Origin of the sequence: Devosia sp. A16, assembly GCF_001402915.1 — a bacterium.
Lineage (GTDB): Bacteria > Pseudomonadota > Alphaproteobacteria > Rhizobiales > Devosiaceae > Devosia_A.
Genome location: NZ_CP012945.1, coordinates 1,765,220 through 1,782,055, shown reverse-complemented (window position 1 = coordinate 1,782,055; position 16,836 = coordinate 1,765,220). Strand labels below are relative to the sequence as shown.

16 protein-coding genes are annotated in these 16,836 nt (G+C 65.9%); 9 read left to right on the top strand and 7 right to left on the bottom strand.

All coding sequences use genetic code 11. The features are described 5' to 3' along the window. Positions 1-126 precede the first annotated feature (126 nt). From APS40_RS08650 to APS40_RS08625, 6 genes are all read left to right on the top strand, one after another. Positions 127-1,128 carry an ABC transporter permease gene (locus APS40_RS08650; RefSeq protein WP_055046662.1) on the top strand — a complete coding sequence of 334 codons (1,002 nt, stop codon included), beginning with the start codon at positions 127-129 and terminating at the stop codon, positions 1,126-1,128. Next, positions 1,125-2,027 carry an ABC transporter permease gene (locus tag APS40_RS08645; RefSeq protein WP_055046661.1) on the top strand — a complete coding sequence of 301 codons (903 nt, stop codon included), beginning with the start codon at positions 1,125-1,127 and terminating at the stop codon, positions 2,025-2,027. Before APS40_RS08650 ends, APS40_RS08645 begins: the two co-directional genes overlap by 4 nt. Beyond that, positions 2,024-2,935 (top strand): ABC transporter ATP-binding protein, encoded by a 912-nt coding sequence (locus APS40_RS08640; protein WP_055046660.1) that lies wholly within the window; start codon positions 2,024-2,026, stop codon positions 2,933-2,935. The genes APS40_RS08645 and APS40_RS08640 overlap by 4 nt, the downstream gene beginning before the upstream one ends. Beyond that, positions 2,932-3,753, top strand: coding sequence for an ABC transporter ATP-binding protein (locus APS40_RS08635; protein WP_055046659.1), 822 nt, complete (start codon positions 2,932-2,934; stop codon positions 3,751-3,753). Before APS40_RS08640 ends, APS40_RS08635 begins: the two co-directional genes overlap by 4 nt. Before the next feature lie 200 nt (positions 3,754-3,953). Then, positions 3,954-5,537, top strand: coding sequence for a DUF5060 domain-containing protein (locus APS40_RS08630; RefSeq protein WP_055046658.1), 1,584 nt, complete (start codon positions 3,954-3,956; stop codon positions 5,535-5,537). 9 nt (positions 5,538-5,546) lie between these two features. Continuing rightward, positions 5,547-7,049 carry a DUF5060 domain-containing protein gene (locus tag APS40_RS08625; RefSeq protein WP_055046657.1) on the top strand — a complete coding sequence of 501 codons (1,503 nt, stop codon included), beginning with the start codon at positions 5,547-5,549 and terminating at the stop codon, positions 7,047-7,049. A 285-nt stretch (positions 7,050-7,334) separates the two neighbouring features. Here APS40_RS08625 and APS40_RS08620 read toward each other — a convergent pair whose 3' ends face one another. The 5 genes from APS40_RS08620 to APS40_RS08600 are packed head-to-tail and all read right to left on the bottom strand — an operon-like array spanning position 7,335 to position 12,898. Then, positions 7,335-8,333, bottom strand: a complete 999-nt coding sequence (locus APS40_RS08620) for a substrate-binding domain-containing protein (RefSeq protein ID WP_055046656.1) — start codon at positions 8,331-8,333, stop codon at positions 7,335-7,337. A gap of 47 nt (positions 8,334-8,380) precedes the next feature. Further along, positions 8,381-9,370, bottom strand: a complete 990-nt coding sequence (locus APS40_RS08615) for an ABC transporter permease (protein WP_082434271.1) — start codon at positions 9,368-9,370, stop codon at positions 8,381-8,383. Next, positions 9,370-10,353, bottom strand: a complete 984-nt coding sequence (locus APS40_RS08610) for an ABC transporter permease (RefSeq protein ID WP_055046655.1) — start codon at positions 10,351-10,353, stop codon at positions 9,370-9,372. The genes APS40_RS08615 and APS40_RS08610 overlap by 1 nt, the downstream gene beginning before the upstream one ends. Further along, entirely contained in the window at positions 10,350-11,861 is a 1,512-nt protein-coding gene (locus tag APS40_RS08605; protein ID WP_055046654.1) for a sugar ABC transporter ATP-binding protein, read from the bottom strand. Before APS40_RS08605 ends, APS40_RS08610 begins: the two co-directional genes overlap by 4 nt. A 5-nt stretch (positions 11,862-11,866) precedes the next feature. Continuing rightward, positions 11,867-12,898, bottom strand: coding sequence for an aldo/keto reductase (locus APS40_RS08600; RefSeq protein ID WP_055046653.1), 1,032 nt, complete (start codon positions 12,896-12,898; stop codon positions 11,867-11,869). Positions 12,899-13,056: 158 nt separating this feature from the next. Between APS40_RS08600 and APS40_RS08595 the strand changes: the two genes are divergently transcribed. Next, positions 13,057-13,854 carry a FadR/GntR family transcriptional regulator gene (locus APS40_RS08595; RefSeq protein ID WP_055046652.1) on the top strand — a complete coding sequence of 266 codons (798 nt, stop codon included), beginning with the start codon at positions 13,057-13,059 and terminating at the stop codon, positions 13,852-13,854. 24 nt (positions 13,855-13,878) lie between these two features. Here the strand turns inward: APS40_RS08595 and APS40_RS08590 are convergent, their stop codons facing one another. Together APS40_RS08590 and APS40_RS08585 are read right to left on the bottom strand one after the other, a co-directional pair. After that, the gene (locus APS40_RS08590) at positions 13,879-15,084 is read right to left on the bottom strand and encodes an MFS transporter (protein ID WP_082434270.1); all 1,206 of its coding nucleotides are present in this window, start codon (positions 15,082-15,084) and stop codon (positions 13,879-13,881) included. A gap of 250 nt (positions 15,085-15,334) precedes the next feature. Beyond that, the gene (locus APS40_RS08585; protein WP_055046650.1) at positions 15,335-16,243 is read right to left on the bottom strand and encodes an alpha/beta hydrolase; all 909 of its coding nucleotides are present in this window, start codon (positions 16,241-16,243) and stop codon (positions 15,335-15,337) included. Positions 16,244-16,555: 312 nt separating this feature from the next. On the opposite strand from APS40_RS08585, the gene APS40_RS24830 reads away from it, so the two are divergent. Next, entirely contained in the window at positions 16,556-16,720 is a 165-nt protein-coding gene (locus APS40_RS24830) for a hypothetical protein (protein ID WP_156342875.1), read from the top strand. Positions 16,721-16,731: 11 nt separating this feature from the next. Next, positions 16,732-16,821, top strand: a complete 90-nt coding sequence (gene kdpF, locus APS40_RS08580) for a K(+)-transporting ATPase subunit F (protein ID WP_055046649.1) — start codon at positions 16,732-16,734, stop codon at positions 16,819-16,821. Positions 16,822-16,836: the final 15 nt, after the last annotated feature.

Genomic DNA, 16,836 nt, shown 5'->3' with positions numbered 1-16,836 from the left:
GTGTGGGGCGGCATCCTCCCGGCCGCCCCACCATCAGGCTGCGCGCGTGTGACGCCAACAGCCAGCGCCAAGCGCCGGGAGCATCTAAACCGATCCCGTTACGGCAGTGGAAAGCAGAGCAGGCTGATGGGTGTCTTGCAGTACGTGGCCAAGCGGATCGGCCTCTATCTCGCGGTTCTGTTCATCGGGCTGTCGATCACTTTCCTGTTGCCACGGTTCATGCCGGCCAACCCGATCGAAGCCTATATTTCGCAATTGCAGTCGCGCGCCAACGGCTCTCTCACGCCCGAGGCAATCGCCGAGATGCGCGCCAGTCTCGAGCAGCTCTACGGGCTCAAAGGCGATCTGCTTACGCAGTATTTCAACTACATGAAGCGGATCGTCACGCAGTTCGATTTCGGACTTTCCATCGCATTCTACCCGCAGTCGGTCACCACTATGATCCTGGGCGCACTGCCCTGGACCCTGGGTCTGCTGCTTACTTCGACGGTGGTGGCCTGGCTGCTGGGCAACATGGTGGGGTTGGTAGCGGGCTACTTCCACACCAAGAAGGCGGCGACCATTCTCGAGGTGGTCGGCATCCTGCTCTACCCGATCCCCTACTACATCCTCGCGGTCAGCGTGCTCCTGCTGCTCGCCTATATCTTCCCGATCTTCCCGCTGTCGCCAACCTTCCCGGTCGGGCAAATGACGCCGCAGAAATTCGGCATGGTGATCTACAACTCGCTGCTGCCGGCGCTGACGCTGGTGCTGGCCGGGTTCGGCTGGAACATCCTTTCGATGAAGGCGCTGGCGGTGGCGACCACCGAAGAGCCCTATGTCACCTATGCCCGGCTCAAAGGCGCTTCGAACTGGACCCGCATGGTGCGCTACGTGTTCCGCAATGCCATGCTGCCGCAGGTCACGGCGCTGGCGCTGTCGCTGGGCACGGTGTTCAACGGCGCGCTGCTCACCGAGATGCTGTTCTCCTATCCGGGCGTCGGGCTGATCATGCGCACCGCGGCGGGCGGCGGCGATTACAACGTGCTCTACGGCGCCATCGCCATCTCGATCATTGCCGTCGCCACGGCCGGGTTGATCATCGACCTCATCTATCCCCTCCTCGACCCGCGGATCCGCCATAAATGACGACCGACAGCCCCTCGGCGACCGGTGCCGCCCTCGAAACCGTCCCGGCGGCCAAGCGCCGCGACAGCCTGCTCTGGCTGCTCAATGCGCGGCTGGCGATCGGCCTCAGCCTCGTCGCCATCTTCGTGGTCGGCAGCATCGTCCTGCCGTTCTTCGCGCCGGCCGATCCGTCGCTGCAGGCGACGTACCTCAAGAACATGCCGATGTCGGCCGAGCACCTGCTCGGCACCAACGCCATCGGGCAGGACATCTTCTGGTTCCTCGTCTTCGCCATCCGCAACTCGCTGATCCTCGGCGTCCTGGTCGGTATCGGCGTCACCATCATCTCGACGGCGGTGGGGCTCAGCGCCGGATATATCGGCGGCAACTACGAGCGCGTAGTGATGCTGGTGGTCGACAGCTTCATCACCATCCCGCTGCTGCCGATCCTGATCATCCTGGGCGCGGTGATCCGCGGCAACAGCTCGTTCCTCACCGTGGGGCTGATCATCGTGGTGTTCGGCTGGGCCTGGGGCGCCCGCACCATCCGGTCGATGGCGCTGTCGCTGCGCGAACGCGAGTTCATCAACATGGCGCGGTTCTCGGGCGCCGGCACGGTGGCGATCCTCGTGCGCGAGATCTTCCCCTATGTGTCGGCCTACATGGTGGTGGGGTTCATCAATACCATCCTCTTCGCGGTCAACACCGAGGCGACGCTGGCGGTGATCGGGCTCAGTAAGGTCGAAGTGCCGACGCTCGGCTCGATCATCTTCTGGGCGCTCAACTACAACGCGCTGTTCACCGGCAACTACCCGTGGCTGGTGGCACCGATCGTCGCCTCGATCCTGCTTTTCCTCGGATTGTTCCTGACCTCGACCGGCTTCAACGCCGCGTTCGCCAGCAAGCGGGGTGTCGCATGATCAAGCTCAACGACCTCAAGATCAGCTACCGCATCGGCAACCGGGTGATCGAAGCGGTCAACGGCGTGACGCTGACCATTCCCGATGGTTCGATCGTCGGCATTGCCGGGGAATCCGGCTGCGGCAAGTCAACGCTGATGAAAGCGATCTACGGCGACATCCGCTCGCCGATGTCGCTGAGCGGCGGCAGCATCGAATACGGCATGACCGGCTCCGACGGGCGGCCGGTGACCACAGAGACCATCCGGCGGGAATGGTTCAAGTCGATCTCCTACATCCCGCAGAGCTCGATGAACTCACTGAACCCGGTGATCCGCATCCGTGATCAGTTCACCGATTTCCCCGGCACCGACAGCAACAAGAAGCGGGTGCTGGAGCGGGCCCGCGACTATATCGGCAAGCTCGGCCTGCCCCCCGAGGCGATGGATTCCTATCCGCACCAGCTGTCGGGCGGTATGCGGCAGCGGGTGATGATCGCGCTCGCCACCTTCTTCCAGCCCGAGCTGATCATCGCGGACGAGCCGACCACAGCGCTCGACGTGGTGGTGCAGAAGGAAATCCTGCTGCTCTTGATGGAAGTGCAGGAGCTGATGGGCAACACCATCCTCGTCGTCTCGCATGACATGGGTGTGCACTACCAGGTCACCCACAAGATGCTGATCATGTATGCCGGCCGGGTGGTCGAATATGGCGACACCGAAAGCGTCTTCGCCGATCCGCAGCACGCCTACACCAGGATGCTGATCGACTCGTTGCCCAGCATTGGCGACGACAGCATGCGCGGTGTGCTGGCGAGCCTCGCCGGGGCCGGGGGCGACCGGGCCTATCGGGTGGAGCCGGAGCTGATCGAGGTGAAGCCGGGGCACTTCATGGCGCGACCCAGCGCGAGCGTCGGAGCCGCGGCATGACCATCATCCTCAGGACCGAAGGGCTCAACAAGGTCTACCGGCAGGGCGGGCTGGTGCGCTCGCGGCAGGTCAGGGCGCTGAACGAGGTCAATATCAGCGTCGAGAGCGACAAGCCGGTGGTGATCGCGGTGGTCGGGGAATCCGGCTCAGGCAAGACCACTTTGGCCAAGACGCTGCTGCGTTTGGAAACGCCGAGCTCGGGTCGGGCTATCGTCTACGACCAGGTTGTTGCCGGCAAGGGCACCTCCGTCTCGAAGCACGACTTCCTCGGGCTGGTGCAGCCGATCTTTCAGAACCCGTTCGAGGCGTTCAGTCGCTATCGCCCAGTCGATGCCTATCTGCAGGAGACGGCGCGCCGCGTCGGCGGTCTGGACGCGAGCGCAGCGGAGGCGGCAGTGGCGGCGGCGCTCTCGAGCGTCGGACTCAAATACGAGGCAGTGCGGGGCAAATACACCAACCAGTTCTCGGGTGGCGAGCTGCAGCGCATCTCGGTGGCGCGGGCGCTGATCCCGCAGCCCAAGCTGATCGTCGCCGACGAGCCGGTGTCGATGATCGATGCCTCGCGCCGGATGATCATCATCAACCTGTTCAAGCAGCTGCGCGACGAGGCCGGCCGGAGCTTTCTCTACATCACCCACGACCTCGCCACCGCCTACTACATCTCGGACTACGTGGCGGTGATGAACAAGGGCGTGGTGGTGGAGTTCGGCGACGCCCGGCAGGTGATGAGCGACCCGCAGCACGACTACACCAAGCTGCTCTTGAGCTCGATCCCGACGACGAAAAGCCGCTGGCGGCCCCGCAAGGTGGCGGCGTGACTGAGCCACCGGTTTCTCCCTAATCCTCCCCCGCGTGGCGGGGGAGGGGAACCAGCGAAGCTGGTGGAGGGGGGAGCCCAAGCCGGAGAGTCTTGCCGCCCCCTCCACCGCCTTCGGCGGTCCCCCTCCCCCGCCACGCGGGGGAGGATCTCGGAGAGGTCGGCGCCTTTACTACATTGAGTTTCATGGGAATTTCAGAGATGACCACCATCGCCGCCTCGCTTTGGGCGACTCACGAGATCAGCCTCACCGGTCCCGCCACCGGCAATCCGTTCCTCGACGTCCAGCTCGCCGCCACCTTCCGGCAGGGCGAGCGCGAGGTGCGGGTCAACGGCTTCTATGATGGCGACGGCGTCTACAAGCTGCGCTTCCTGCCCGACACCATCGGCAGCTGGAGCTACGAGACGCGCAGCAATGCGCCCGGTCTCGACTATGTCAGCGGCAGCTTCGAAGTGGGCCCGGCCAAGCCCAACCATCACGGGCCCGTGCGCGTCGCCAACCGGCATCATTTCCGCTACGCCGACGGCACGCGCTATATCAATATCGGCACCACGGCCTACGTGTGGAACCTGCAGGGCGATGCGCTGGAAGAGGAGACGCTGGCGACGCTGGCGAAATCGCCTTTCACCAAGATCCGCATGTGCGTGTTTCCCAAGCATTACCGCTACAACGAGAACGAGCCGGAGCGGTATCCGTTCAAGCTGGTGACTACAGGCAAGAGCAAGTGGGACGGCAGCTTCTCAGGGGCCGACAAATACGGCTGGACGTTCGATTTCACCCGGTTCGAACCGGCGTACTTTCAGCATCTCGAACAGCGCATCAATCAGCTGGCCGATATCGGCGTCGAAGCCGACCTGATCATCTTTCACCCCTACGACCGTTGGGGCTTTTCACGCATGTCGCCGGCCGAGGATGACCGGTATCTCCGCTACCTGACGGCGCGGCTCGCCGCCTTCCCCAATGTCTGGTGGTCGATGGCGAACGAATACGACCTGATGCCGCAAAAGACGCCGCAGGACTGGGACCGCTTCATCAACATCACCGCCGACAACGACCCGTTCGGGCATCTGTTATCGGTGCACAACTGCTTCAAGTTCTACGACCACAACCACCCGCGCATCACCCATGCGTCGATCCAGCGCTCGAGTGCCAACCAGTCGGCGGTGTGGCGCGAAAAGTATGGGAAGCCCGTGTCGATCGACGAGTGCTGCTACGAGGGGACGATCGCCGAGCTCTGGGGCAATATCTCGGGCCAGAAGATGGTCCGCCGCTTCTGGGATGGGGTGGTCAATGGCGGCTACGTCACCCATGGCGAGACCTTCAACAACGACACCCAGACCATCTGGTGGGCCAAGGGCGGCAAGCTGATCGGCGAGAGCGTCGCACGCATCGCCTTCCTGCGCCGCATCATGGAGGAGGGGCCCGAGGACGGGCTCGATCCGATCAAATCCACCGGCGCCTATCGCATCGCCATGCAGGGCGGGCTCGACAATGTGGTGCTGCAGCAACTGTTCGTGTCGCCGGCAGGTGAAGAGGGCTGGGCTCCGGCGATGGCCTGGTGGCCCACCGCCGGGCAGCCGCACCGCTATTACCTGAGCTATATGGGCGAGAACCAGCCGAGCGAAGCGACGGTCGCCGTGCCGCCGGACGAGCAGTACAGCGCCACGCTGATCGACACCTGGAACATGACCGAGACGCTGCTGGCGCCGAGCGTCAAGCGCGGCGACGTGCTGCATTTCGCGCCGAAGCCCTATCTCGCGCTGCTGTTCAAGCGCATCGACTGAGGACCTGCCATGACCGCCAAGTACGACATCTTCGAAGTGAGCTTTGCCGGCCCTGCCGATGGCAATCCGTTCCTCGAAGTGAGCTTCGACGCCGTGTTCGCCCAGCATTCGCGCGAGGTGCGGGTGCCCGGCTTCTATGACGGCGACGGTATCTACCGCGTGCGCTTCATGCCCGACAATGAAGGCGAGTGGACGTTCCGCACGCGTTCGAAGACCGCTGATTTAGACGGCCAGAGCGGCAGCTTCACCGTCACCGGGGCGCGCCCCGGCCAGCACGGGCCGGTGGCTGTCAGAAACAAGTTCCACTTCGCCCATGCCGATGGCACGCCCTATGTGCCGTTCGGCACCACCTGCTACGCCTGGACGCACCAGCCACTCCCCATGCAGGCGGAGACGCTCGAAACGCTCGGGAAGGCGAAGTTCAACAAGCTCCGCATGGGGGTGTTCCCGAAGGATTACCCGTTCAACACCAACGAGCCGCTGCAGGACGTCTATCTCGCGAGCGCCGACGGCAAGCTCGATTTCGACCGGCCCAACCCCAAAGCGTTCCAGCACTTCGAGCAGCAGGTCGGCAGACTCCGCGACATGGGGATCGAGGCCGATATCATCATCTTCCACCCCTATGACCGCTGGGGTTACTCGAACATGTCGGCGGAACAGGATTTCCGCTACGTCGCCTATCTCGCGGCCCGGCTCAGCGCCTACTCCAACGTCTGGTGGGCGCTCGCCAACGAGTACGATTTCCTGCTCGACACCAAGCCGGTGGCGCAGTGGGATCGCTACTTCCACATCCTCGAAGAGAACGACCCGTACGGGCACCTGAAGTCGATCCACAATGGCGACCAGTCGATGAATTTCGATCATCGCAAGGCCTGGGTCAGCCATGTCTGCATCCAGAACTGGGATGTGAAGCGCACGCCGGAATGGCGCGAGCAGTATGGCAAGCCGGTGGTCAACGACGAGCCGGAATACGAGGGCAATATCTGGCCGAGCTGGGGCAATATCACGGCCCAGGAGCTGACCCACCGCTTCTGGACCACCGTCATGCGCGGCGGCTATGCCGGGCATGGCGAGACCTATGCCGATCCCGACGACCTGATCTGGTGGGCCAAGGGCGGGAAGCTGCATGGCGAGGCGTGGAAGCGCATCGGCTTCCTGCGACAGATCGTCGAGGAAGACGCGACGCACGGGCTGACCCCCATGGGCCACAACGCGGCCTGGCCGTGGAGCCGCATTTCCGGGGCTCGCGACGGCAAGGTCAGCTACATCTATTTCGGCGAGCATCAGCCCAACCAGTGGACCACCGGGCTGCCGAGGGAAGAAGGCAACTACCAGGTCGATCTGATCGACACCTGGGCGATGACGGTGACGCCGGCGAAGCGCATTCCCGCCCTGGTGCCGCACCCGACCCGGCATGGCGAGGTAGTGCGCGGCGGCAAGGCCGACGCGGCGTTCGGAGTGGAACTGCCGAGCCGGCCGTACCTGGCGCTGCGGATCAGGGAACTTGATTGAGAAAGGGCGCCGGCCACGTGGCCGGCGCCCTTGGGTTCGGAACGGGCGGTGCCACACCGCCCCCTCGCCCCTCTGGGGAGAGGGCGGCGAATGAGGCCGACGGCCTCATTCGCGGGGTGAGGGGCGCCTAGCGCGCCAGACCCTCGGCTCGGCTGCATGCCGTCCACCAGGTGTGCCTGGCGCCCCTCACCCTGACCCTCTCCCCAGAGGGGCGAGGGGACGCACTTTGCACGGGCAATGCCACATCGGAGAGGGGACGCAATGCAGCCCCACCCGTGACGCGCTCTAGAAGTTGAAGTCGTCGATGTTGCTGGCGTCGAACGTCGTCAGTTCGGCCTGGGTGTTCATGGCGTTCTTGTCGTTGATGGTGATGGTGCCGAGGTTCGGCACTTCGAAGGTGTTGCCGACCTCGTTCTTGATCGAGCCGTCGAGCACGCCGAGCGCGAAGTGGGCGGCGAGCCAGCCTTCGTTGTAGGGCGACCAGAGCTGGAACGCCTTGACCGTGCCGTCCTTGACGAAGTCACGCATTTCGCTGGGGAGGCCCAGCCCGGTCACGTGCACCTTGTCGGCGATGCCGCGCGACTGGACGACCTGGGCGGCAGCCGCGACACCCACGGTGGTCGGCGCGATGACGCCCACCAGGTCGGGGTAGTTCGACAGCAGGGCTTCCATCTCGGTGGTCGACTTCTCGGGCTGGTCGTCGCCATAGACGGTGGCGACCAGTTTCATGTCCTTGTACTTGGCGTCGTTCTTCAGCGTGTCGTTCATCGCCGCGATCCAGGTGTTCTGGTCGGGAGCCTCGGTGGTGGCCGAGAGGATGGCGATCTCGCCCTTGTAGTCGATCATCGAGCCCATCAGCTCGACCTGGTTGGGGCCGGTCTTGGTGAAGTCGACCGGCAGGATGGTGGCGTCGCGATGGCTCTCGTTGCCCACCAGGTCGCCATTGACGGTCAGCACCAGAATGCCCTTGGCGCGCGCGTCGTCGAGCACCTGGTTCAGCGCATCGGGGCTGTTGGGGGCAATGCCGATGACGTTCACGCCGCGTTGGATCTGCGCCTCGATGAACGGGATCTGCGAGGTGGCTTCGGCGGTGGCGGGGGCGACGAACTCGAACTCGCAGCCCAGCGCCTTGCAGGCATCCTCGAAGCCGCCGGTGATCGAGTCGAAGTACGGGTTGCCGGTATTCTTGCCGATATAGACGATCTTGACCGGATCGGCGGCAATGGCGCTGGTGACCAGCGCAAAGCCGGCCGCGAGGCCGAGAAGCATGGATTTGGCGAGCATTTGGTTCCTCCTGTTGGTTGCCGGTTCGATCCGGCGGCATAAGCCCGTCACCGCTGGGTGCGGGAATAGATGAAGTTGGTGGCGACGATCGAGACGATGAGTAGCCCGCCGAGCACCACCAGCTGCACTGCGGGCAGCACGTTGGCGACGATCATGCCGGTGGAGACGATCACCAGCAGCCAGGCGGCGAGGAAGGTGCCGAGGATGGTGCCGCGGCCGCCGAAAATGTAGGTGCCGCCGAGCATCGCCATCAGCACCATCTGCAGCTCACCGCCGAGGCCCAGGTCGTAGCGCACCGAGCCGAGGCGGGAGGCGGTCATCATGCCGGCAATGGCGGCGACCACGCCGATGAAGAGAAACAGTAACAGCTTGATGCGGGCGGAACGGATGCCGGCGTGGCGGGCGGCCACTTCGTTGGTGCCGATCTGGTAGATCTGCCGGCCGAACACCGTGCTCGACAGCACGATGCCGAGCGCGATGGCGAGCAGCACGAACAGCAGCACCGGCAGCGGCACGCCGAGGACCATCTGCTTGTCGATGCCGATGAACCATTCGGGCACCCGGATCGACTTGTCGCCGGCGATCACCTGGGCCAATCCGCGATAGAGCGTCAGCGTGCCGATGGTGACGATGATCGAGGGCAGTTGCAGGGCGATGACGAAGAAGCCGTTGATCGCTCCCATCACCAGGCCGGCGGCGAGGCCGATGCCAATCGCGAGCGGCATCGGAACCCCCGAAGCCTGGGCCCAGGCGAACAGGCACGCCGCCAGCGCCATGTTGGCGGCCGGCGACAGGTCGATCTCGCCGGCGATGATCACCATGGTCAGCACCAGCGCGACGATGGCGAACTCGGCGTAGAGCGTGAAGCTCCTGAGGATGTAGCTGATATCGAGGAAGAACGGGGAGAGCAGGCTGCCGGCAAAGATGCCGAGCACCAGCAGCACGAAGGTCATGCTTTCGGGCCGGATCAGCAGCACCTGCCAGCGTGGCCGAGGCGGCGCGGCGTCGCGGGCGCCGGCGGCGGTTTCGGAGCTCATCAGCCGGTCCTCCTGAGCTGGGCGATGCCCTGCCGGCGCACCGTGCGGTCGATCAGCAGCGCGACGAGGATCACCGCGCCGTAGATGGCCGCCTGCGAGGTGCCCGGAATGCCGAGCAACGGCAGCGCTGCCGCGACGCAGCCGAGCAACAGCACCCCCAGCACGGTGCCGAGCACCGTGCCGACGCCGCCATTGATCGAGACGCCGCCGATCACCACCGCGGCGATCACCTGGAACTCGAAGCCGCTACCGGTATTGGACGGATTCACGAAACCCCAGCGGCTGGCGTAGAGAATGCCGGCAAGGCCGGCGAGGGCGCCGGAAATGGTGAAGACCAGCAGCGTCACCTGGGTGACGTCGATGCCGCGCAGCGGGGCCGCCACAGGGTTCGAGCCGACGGCATAGACCTGCCGGCCGATGCGGGTGTGGTTGAGGAAATAGTGGGTCAGCAGCGCCACGCCGAAGGCGATGAAGATGATCCACGGGATGCCGAGGATCGGGGAGGTCTGCGACAGGCCCTTGAGCTCGCTCGGGATCCACTGCCGGTCGATCTGCTTGGCATTGGAGATGATGAAGGTCAGGCCGCGATAGAGGCTGAGCGTGCCCAGGGTCACGATGATTGCCGGGAGGCGGAACAGCTGGACCAGCAGGCCGTTGACCAGTCCGAGCACGGCGCCGACGGCGACCGAGAGCGGCACCCCGACCCACCAGGGCTCGCCCTCGACGAAACGATAGAGCAAGCCGCTCACCATGGCCGAAAAGCCCAGCGTCGAACCGATCGACAGATCGACGTGGCGGGCGACGATCACCATCATCTGCCCCATCGCCGCGATCATGATCAGCGGCGTCAGCAAGAGGATGATGCGCAACTGGTCGAGGCTGAGGAATTGCGGTTTGACGGCGCCGACGGCGAGGCAGAACAGCACGATCATCACGGCAATGCCGGCTTCCCGCCGGCGCAGCAGGCTGGCAAGCAGCGTCATGCGGCGATCCCCCGCGCTTGCGGGACGGCGGCCTCCATGATGCGCTCTTGCGTCGCTTCGGCGCGCGGGATATCGGCAGTGAGCCGCCCCTCGGACATCACCAGCACGCGGTCGCACAGGGCGAGCAGCTCGGGCAGTTCGGACGAGATCAGCAGGATGGCGCGGCCTTGAGCGGCGAGCTCGCCGATCATCTCATAGAACTCGGCCTTCACCCCGATATCGATGCCGCGGGTCGGCTCGTCGAGGATCAGGACGCCCGGATCGGTCAGCAGCCAGCGGGCGAGGATCGCCTTCTGCTGGTTGCCGCCGGACAGTTCGCCGATCGGCTGGCGCGGCGAGGCCAGCCGGATGCGCAGCTTTCGGATGGCGTCGGCGGCAAGCGCCTTCTCGATGGTCCGGCGGATGAAGCCGCCGGGGGCGATGCGGCCGGGAACGGCGGCAGTGATGTTCTGTTCGACCGGCAGGGTGCGGAAAATGCCGGCATAGGCGCGGTCCTCGGGCACGAAGGCGAGGCCGAGGGCGATGGCGTCGGATGGATCGGCGATGCCGACGGGCTTGCCGCCCACTTCGATGCTGCCGCTGGCGGCGGGGGCGACGCCGAAGATGGCGCGCGCCACATCGGTGCGGCCGGCGCCGACCAGGCCGCCCAGCCCGACGATCTCGCCGCGGCGGACCTCGAAGCCGATAGCGGTGAAGACGCCCGGCAGGGTGAGGTTGTCGACCTTGAGGGCGACCTCGCCGATCCGCGCGCTCTGCTTGTGCATGTATTCCTTCACCGGGCGGCCGATCATCAGGCGGATGATGTCGGCATCGGTGAGCGCCCCGATCGCCTCGGTGGCGACCTTGGCGCCATCGCGGAATACGGTGACGCGATCGCACAGCGCCCGCACTTCCTCGAGCCGGTGCGAGATGAAGACGATGGTGCGGCCTTCGTCGCGCAGGCGCCGCGCGATCGCGAACAGCGTCTCGACCTCCCTGGGGGTGAGCGGCGCGGTCGGCTCGTCCATGATGATGAGCCGACTGTTGGAGGCGAGAGCGCGCGCGATCTCCACCATCTGCTGGTCGGCGATGGAGAGCCCGCGCATCGGGCGGGTGACGTCGATGCGTACGCCGAGCAGATCCATCAGCCGGCGCGCTTCGCGGGTCATCTCGGCCCAGCGGACGCGGCTCAGGGCGCCGCCGGCATCGCGCCCGAGCACCAGGTTCTCGGCCACCGACAGGTCGGGGAAAGAGATCGGCTCCTGGTGGATCAGGGTGATGCCCAGTTTCTGCGCCACGATCGGGCTCGTCACCTCGACCCGCTCGCCGTTGAGCGCCAGCGTGCCGCGTGACGGCCGGTGGACGCCGGCGAGGATCTTGGCGAAGGTCGACTTGCCCGCGCCGTTCTCGCCGAGCAGCGCATGGATCTCGCCCGGCTGCAGGTCGAGATCGACATCGCGCAGCACTTCGACCGAGGCGAAGCTCTTGGCGATGCCACGGGCACTGAGCAGCGGGGTCGGGCCGGGCACTTGCCTCACCTCCCGGGGACCGGCGCGTTGGCCGCGAGGAGGCCCTCAGCCTTGAGGTCGGACCAGAACGCGGCCGGAATTTCTACCTCGAGCGCGGCGACGTTGTGCTGCACCTCGGACGGCTTGGCCGCCCCGGGGATGACCGAGACCACGGCCGGGTGGGCCAGCGGGAACTGCAACGCCGCCACCGGCATGCTGACGCCGTGCGCCTTGCACACCGCCTCGATGCCGCGGACCTTGGCCTGCACTTCGGGCGGGGCCTTGCCGTAGGCGTACATGGCGCCGGCGCCCGAGCCGGTCACCAGGATGCCCGAGGCGAAGGGCGCGCCGATGATGACGCTGATCTGCCGATCGAGGCAGCGTTGCATGCTGGTATCCAGCACCCCCTGGTCGAGCAGGGTATAGGGCATGGCGACAATGGCGAAATCGACATCGATGGCGCTCAGCATCTCGTCGAGGTTGCCGGGCACGTTATTGCCGACGCCGATCGCCTTGATGTCGCCGTTGGCCTTGAGCTCCTCAAGCGCCTTCAGCCCGCCGCCGGTGAGCTGGCGGAGGTAGCCGGTGACCTGCTCGGGGGTGTGGAACATGGTGTCGAGGTCGTGGATCACCAGCGAGTCGACGGTGTTGAGCGCCAGCCGCTGCAGCACCTGCTCATAGGCGCGCATGACGCCATCGTAGCTGTAGTCGAACTCGACCTCGAAGGGCAGGCCGCCGGCCCAGGGCGCCGTGCTGAAGTTCACGGGATCGTCGGGCCGCCTCAGGATGCGGCCGACCTTGGTGTTGACAATGAACTGGTCGCGCGGGCGCGTCCTGAGAAAGCCGCCGAGCCGGTGCTCGGAGAGGCCGCGGCCGTACCAGGGCGCGGTATCGTAGAAGCGCACGCCCGCGTCCCAGGCGGCCGCCAGCGTGGCCTGCGCCTCGGCCTCGTCGACCTTGGCGTAGAGCTCGCCCAGATGCGCTGCGCCGAAGCCGAATACCGGCAATTGCAGCTCGGTGCGCCCGACGCGACGGCGGGTGGAGACAGCGACACTCACGGCAATGGACCTCCCAGCGGCGAAGTGATCTTCGCCACTTCTTGCAGGTAAAGTTGTCAGACAAAAATCAGTTTGACAAGTTTGTAGACGCTCTTCATTTCTGGCGGCATGGCGAACCGCCGGCTCGACGGGCCGGCCCAGGAGCTAGGCTGATCGAGATGAACAAAAGCAGCGCACGAGCCCGGCCGAAGTCCGTTTCTGACCAGCTCGAAGCGGCGCGGGCCGAGGCGTCTGCCGACTTCGCCGGCGGCGCGCTCGAACGACGCTCGATCTCCGAACAGGTGGCCGGGCGGATCATGGCGATGATCAAGTCGGGCAATCTCAAATCCGGCGATCGCCTGCCGACCGAGCGGCAGATGACCATCGCGTTCGGCATCAGCCGGCCGCCGCTGCGCGAGGCGCTGAAGGCGCTGACCCTGATGGGCGTGCTGGTGAGCCGGCAGGGCGGCCGCTACACGGTGACCGATCTGTCGCCGAGCCGGCTGGTGGCGCCGTTCAACACCATGCTGTCGGTGGCCGAATACGACACCTCCGAGCAGTTCGAGGCGCGTTCGGTGGTCGATCTCGAGTTGGTGCGGCTCTGTGCCGAGCGGGCGGCTCCCGAGCTGCGCCAGCGCATCCACAAGCTTGCCGTCGACGGGCGGGCATTCGAGCGTGATCCGGTGGCCTTCCGGCTGCTCGACATCGAGTATCACCAGGCGATCAACGAGGGGGCAGGCAATGGGCTGCTCGCCTCGCTGGCGCAGGTGCTCTACGACATGGGGCTGGACGTGCGGCGCAGCGCCAGCGAAGTGCCTGGAGTCATCTCCACCAGCGTCAGGCAGCACGTCGTCATCGCCGAGGCGATCGTTGCCGGCGACGCGGCAGCGGCGGTGGCCGCCTATCGCGCGCATCTCGAGCATGTGCGCGACACCACGATCCAGGCCAAGCTCACGGCCTCGGCCGGGCCGGCCTGAGCGTGCCCCGACAGGTCCCAGCGATCAGCCGCTGAGCGTGTCGACCTTGCGCAGCGCCGGGAACAGGCGCGACCACAACAGCACCACCGCGAGGGTGCCGATGCCGCCGAAGGCGACGGCGGCGACTGGTCCCAGGAAGCCGGCAAACACCCCGGCGCGGAACTCGCCGAGCTGGTTCGAAGTGCCAATGAACAGCGAGTTCACGGCATTGACCCGGCCGCGCATGTGGTCGGGCGTCAGCAGTTGCACCAGCGAGCTGCGCACGACGACGCTCACCGTATCGGAAGCGCCGAGGATGATCAGCATCACCACCGAGAGCACGATGTTGGTGGAATAGGCGAAGACGATGGTAGCGGTGCCGAATATGGCGACGGCCCACAGCATCTTGATGCCGACGCGGTGCTGCAGCGGGAAACGGGCGAGCAGCAGCGACATCACCACGGCGCCGATGGCCGGGGCCATGCGGAGAAACCCCAGCGCCCACGGCCCGGCATGGAGGATGTCGCGGGCATAGACCGGCAGCATGGCGGTGGCGCCGCCGAGCAGCACGGCGAAGAGATCAAGCGAGATCGAGCCCAGCATCACGGGCTTGCTCTTGATGAACACCACCCCGGCAAACACCGACTCGAAGGTCATGGGGGCGCGAGCAGGGAGCGTCGCGGGCTTGTCGATCCGCAGCACATTGTAGCTGGCGACGAGGAACAACAGGCCCGAGGCAAGGAACGGCACCACGTCGCCCAAGCCATAGAGGATGCCGCCGAGCGCCGGGCCGATGATCAGCGCGGTCTGCATCACTGAGGTCGAGGTGGCGACAGCGCTCTGCAATTGCGCGGTGGGAACGATCCCCGGCAGCAGCGCCGCCATGCTGGGGCGCTCGAAGGCCTGCGCCGCGCCGAGCACGGTCACCGCGGCGAAGATCCCCCAGGTCGGCAGCCAACCCTGCCAGATGCCCAGCGCGATGAAGCCCATAGTGACCGCCTCGATCACCTGGCAGACGAGCCCGATCTGGCGCCGGTCGAACTGGTCGGCGACATGCCCGGCGAGAAAAGTCAGCACCAGCATGGGCAGGAACTGGAACAGTCCGACCAGCCCCAGGTCGAACGGATTGCGGGTGCGGTCGTAGATCAACCAGCCGATCGCCACCGCCGACCCCTGGAACGCCACGGAGGACAGTGCCCGGGACGAGAGGAAGTGGCGGAACGAGGGGATGTGGATGACGTGGGCGGGCATTGGGTCGCCAGTGAACATATCGAGCGGGCGGGCTCAAGCGGGACGATAGTTGGGGGGATGCGAGGCGTGGGAAGGAGTTCCTTTGTCTACTGATGGAGGCACCGCGGGTGCCGCATCGTCCCCTCTCCCTTGGGGGAGAGGGTCAGGGTGAGGGGGCCTTGCAGCAAACACCGAATATCGAGGAAGGCCCCCTCACCCGGCGCTTCGCGCCGACCTCTCCCCCAAGGGAGAGGTGCGCCGACTGCAGGTCTCAGCGCTTCGGCAACAACCCCCGCACTCCCAGCCAGCTCTGCAGCATGTCGGCCCAGGGGTCCGACAGCAGCCCCGATCTGCCAAAACCAAAACCGTGGGCGCCGTTGCCGAAGACGTGGAGTTCGCAGGGGACGCCGGCATTGTGCCAGGCTTCGTAGAGGCGGACGGCGGAGAGCGGGGCGACGGACTTGTCGTCGTCGGAAATGGCGAGGAACAGGGGCGGAGCATCGGCGGGCAGCGGCAGGCCGGCGCGATAAGCGGGATAGATGCCGACGGCGAAATCGGGGCGGGTCTCGGCATCGTGCTCGAACACCGGGCCCATGGTGACGGCGCCGCCGGCCGAGAAGCCTCCGATGCCGATGCGGTTGGGATCGAGCCCCCAGTCGGCGGCGTGCCGGCGGACGAAGCGGATCGCCTGCCGTCCGTCCTCCTCGCCCCAGAGGCGCGCCTCGGCGATGGCGGGGCTGGATGGTGGTGCGGCGCCCATCGGGCCGGGCTGGTGCAGCCGGCGCTGCAGGTCGTTGCGGAAGTCGAGCAACTCGGCGTCGGCGTCGGGGGTGCGCGCCAGCCGGTATTTCAAGACGAAGGCGGCGATGCCGAGCCCGGCGAGCCAGCGGGCCATGTCGTAGCCCTCGTGGTCGATCATCAGGAAATGGAAGGCGCCTCCAGGGGCGACGATCATCGCCGTGCCGTTGGCTTTGCCCGGCTCGGGGAGGAAGGCGGTGAGGCTGGGCACCACCACATTGCGGGTCAGCCGCCGAGCCGCGGTGCTCCAGGGAATCTGCATGGTCGATTCCCGCTGCGGCCAGTGCTCGGAACCGGGGGCACGGCCATCGCCGGGCCAGATGCGGTAAATGCCGGCGGCGTCAGGCGCCTCGGTCGATCGCTGCTGGTCGATGGCGTTCATGTGCTCTCCCCCTTGTATGGTAGTGCCGCATTTGCGGTCAGTGTGGCGCCGAGGGCAAGTGATTTGCAGCATTGGCGGAGCGGTGCAGGGTGTTTGAACCGGGCAAGGGAACATGACCATGGCCGGTGCGGGCTGACCCCCACCCCTGTCCCCTCCCCCGGGAGGGAGACCAATCACCGACACTAGTGCGAGCGTCTCCTCCCCTTGTTTAGGGTGAGGGATCAAGGGTGGGGGTCGGGATGCGCCGGCTCGTGCCGCCAGAATCCTTATGGGATTCCTATTTCTTTCCCCTCCGTCTGTTCTCGAAACCCTATGCGGACCAGACGCATATCTGACCCGGCATTCGGCCTGCTGCCGTTCTCCGGCGCCGGCGTTCCTTCACTTCAGGAGCTCCCTATGGACTTCGCCGTCCTCGCCATCACCGCGCTCTTCTTCGCCCTGGCCCTCGCTTACGTCGCGCTCTGCGAAAAGCTCTGAGAGGCCCCGCGATGCTCTTCGATTTCATCCTTGGCGGCGTAGTGGCGCTGTTCCTCCTCGCCTATCTGGTTTTCGCCCTCGTGCGTCCCGAACGTTTCTAGTCGGGACCGGAAAGC

Excerpts from the sequence above, each read along its gene's own strand:
- APS40_RS08645 (WP_055046661.1), top strand. The coding sequence starts at position 1,125 with ATGACGACCGACAGCCCCTCGGCGACCGGTGCCGCCCTCGAAACCGTC.
- APS40_RS08650 (WP_055046662.1), top strand. The coding sequence starts at position 127 with ATGGGTGTCTTGCAGTACGTGGCCAAGCGGATCGGCCTCTATCTCGCG.
- APS40_RS08640 (WP_055046660.1), top strand. The coding sequence starts at position 2,024 with ATGATCAAGCTCAACGACCTCAAGATCAGCTACCGCATCGGCAACCGG.
- APS40_RS08610 (WP_055046655.1), bottom strand. The coding sequence starts at position 10,353 with ATGACGCTGCTTGCCAGCCTGCTGCGCCGGCGGGAAGCCGGCATTGCC.
- APS40_RS08585 (WP_055046650.1), bottom strand. The coding sequence starts at position 16,243 with ATGAACGCCATCGACCAGCAGCGATCGACCGAGGCGCCTGACGCCGCC.
- APS40_RS24830 (WP_156342875.1), top strand. The coding sequence starts at position 16,556 with ATGCGGACCAGACGCATATCTGACCCGGCATTCGGCCTGCTGCCGTTC.
- APS40_RS08620 (WP_055046656.1), bottom strand. The coding sequence starts at position 8,333 with ATGCTCGCCAAATCCATGCTTCTCGGCCTCGCGGCCGGCTTTGCGCTG.
- APS40_RS08630 (WP_055046658.1), top strand. The coding sequence starts at position 3,954 with ATGACCACCATCGCCGCCTCGCTTTGGGCGACTCACGAGATCAGCCTC.
- kdpF (WP_055046649.1), top strand. The coding sequence starts at position 16,732 with ATGCTCTTCGATTTCATCCTTGGCGGCGTAGTGGCGCTGTTCCTCCTC.
- APS40_RS08590 (WP_082434270.1), bottom strand. The coding sequence starts at position 15,084 with ATGCCCGCCCACGTCATCCACATCCCCTCGTTCCGCCACTTCCTCTCG.
- APS40_RS08615 (WP_082434271.1), bottom strand. The coding sequence starts at position 9,370 with ATGAGCTCCGAAACCGCCGCCGGCGCCCGCGACGCCGCGCCGCCTCGG.
- APS40_RS08625 (WP_055046657.1), top strand. The coding sequence starts at position 5,547 with ATGACCGCCAAGTACGACATCTTCGAAGTGAGCTTTGCCGGCCCTGCC.
- APS40_RS08595 (WP_055046652.1), top strand. The coding sequence starts at position 13,057 with ATGAACAAAAGCAGCGCACGAGCCCGGCCGAAGTCCGTTTCTGACCAG.
- APS40_RS08635 (WP_055046659.1), top strand. The coding sequence starts at position 2,932 with ATGACCATCATCCTCAGGACCGAAGGGCTCAACAAGGTCTACCGGCAG.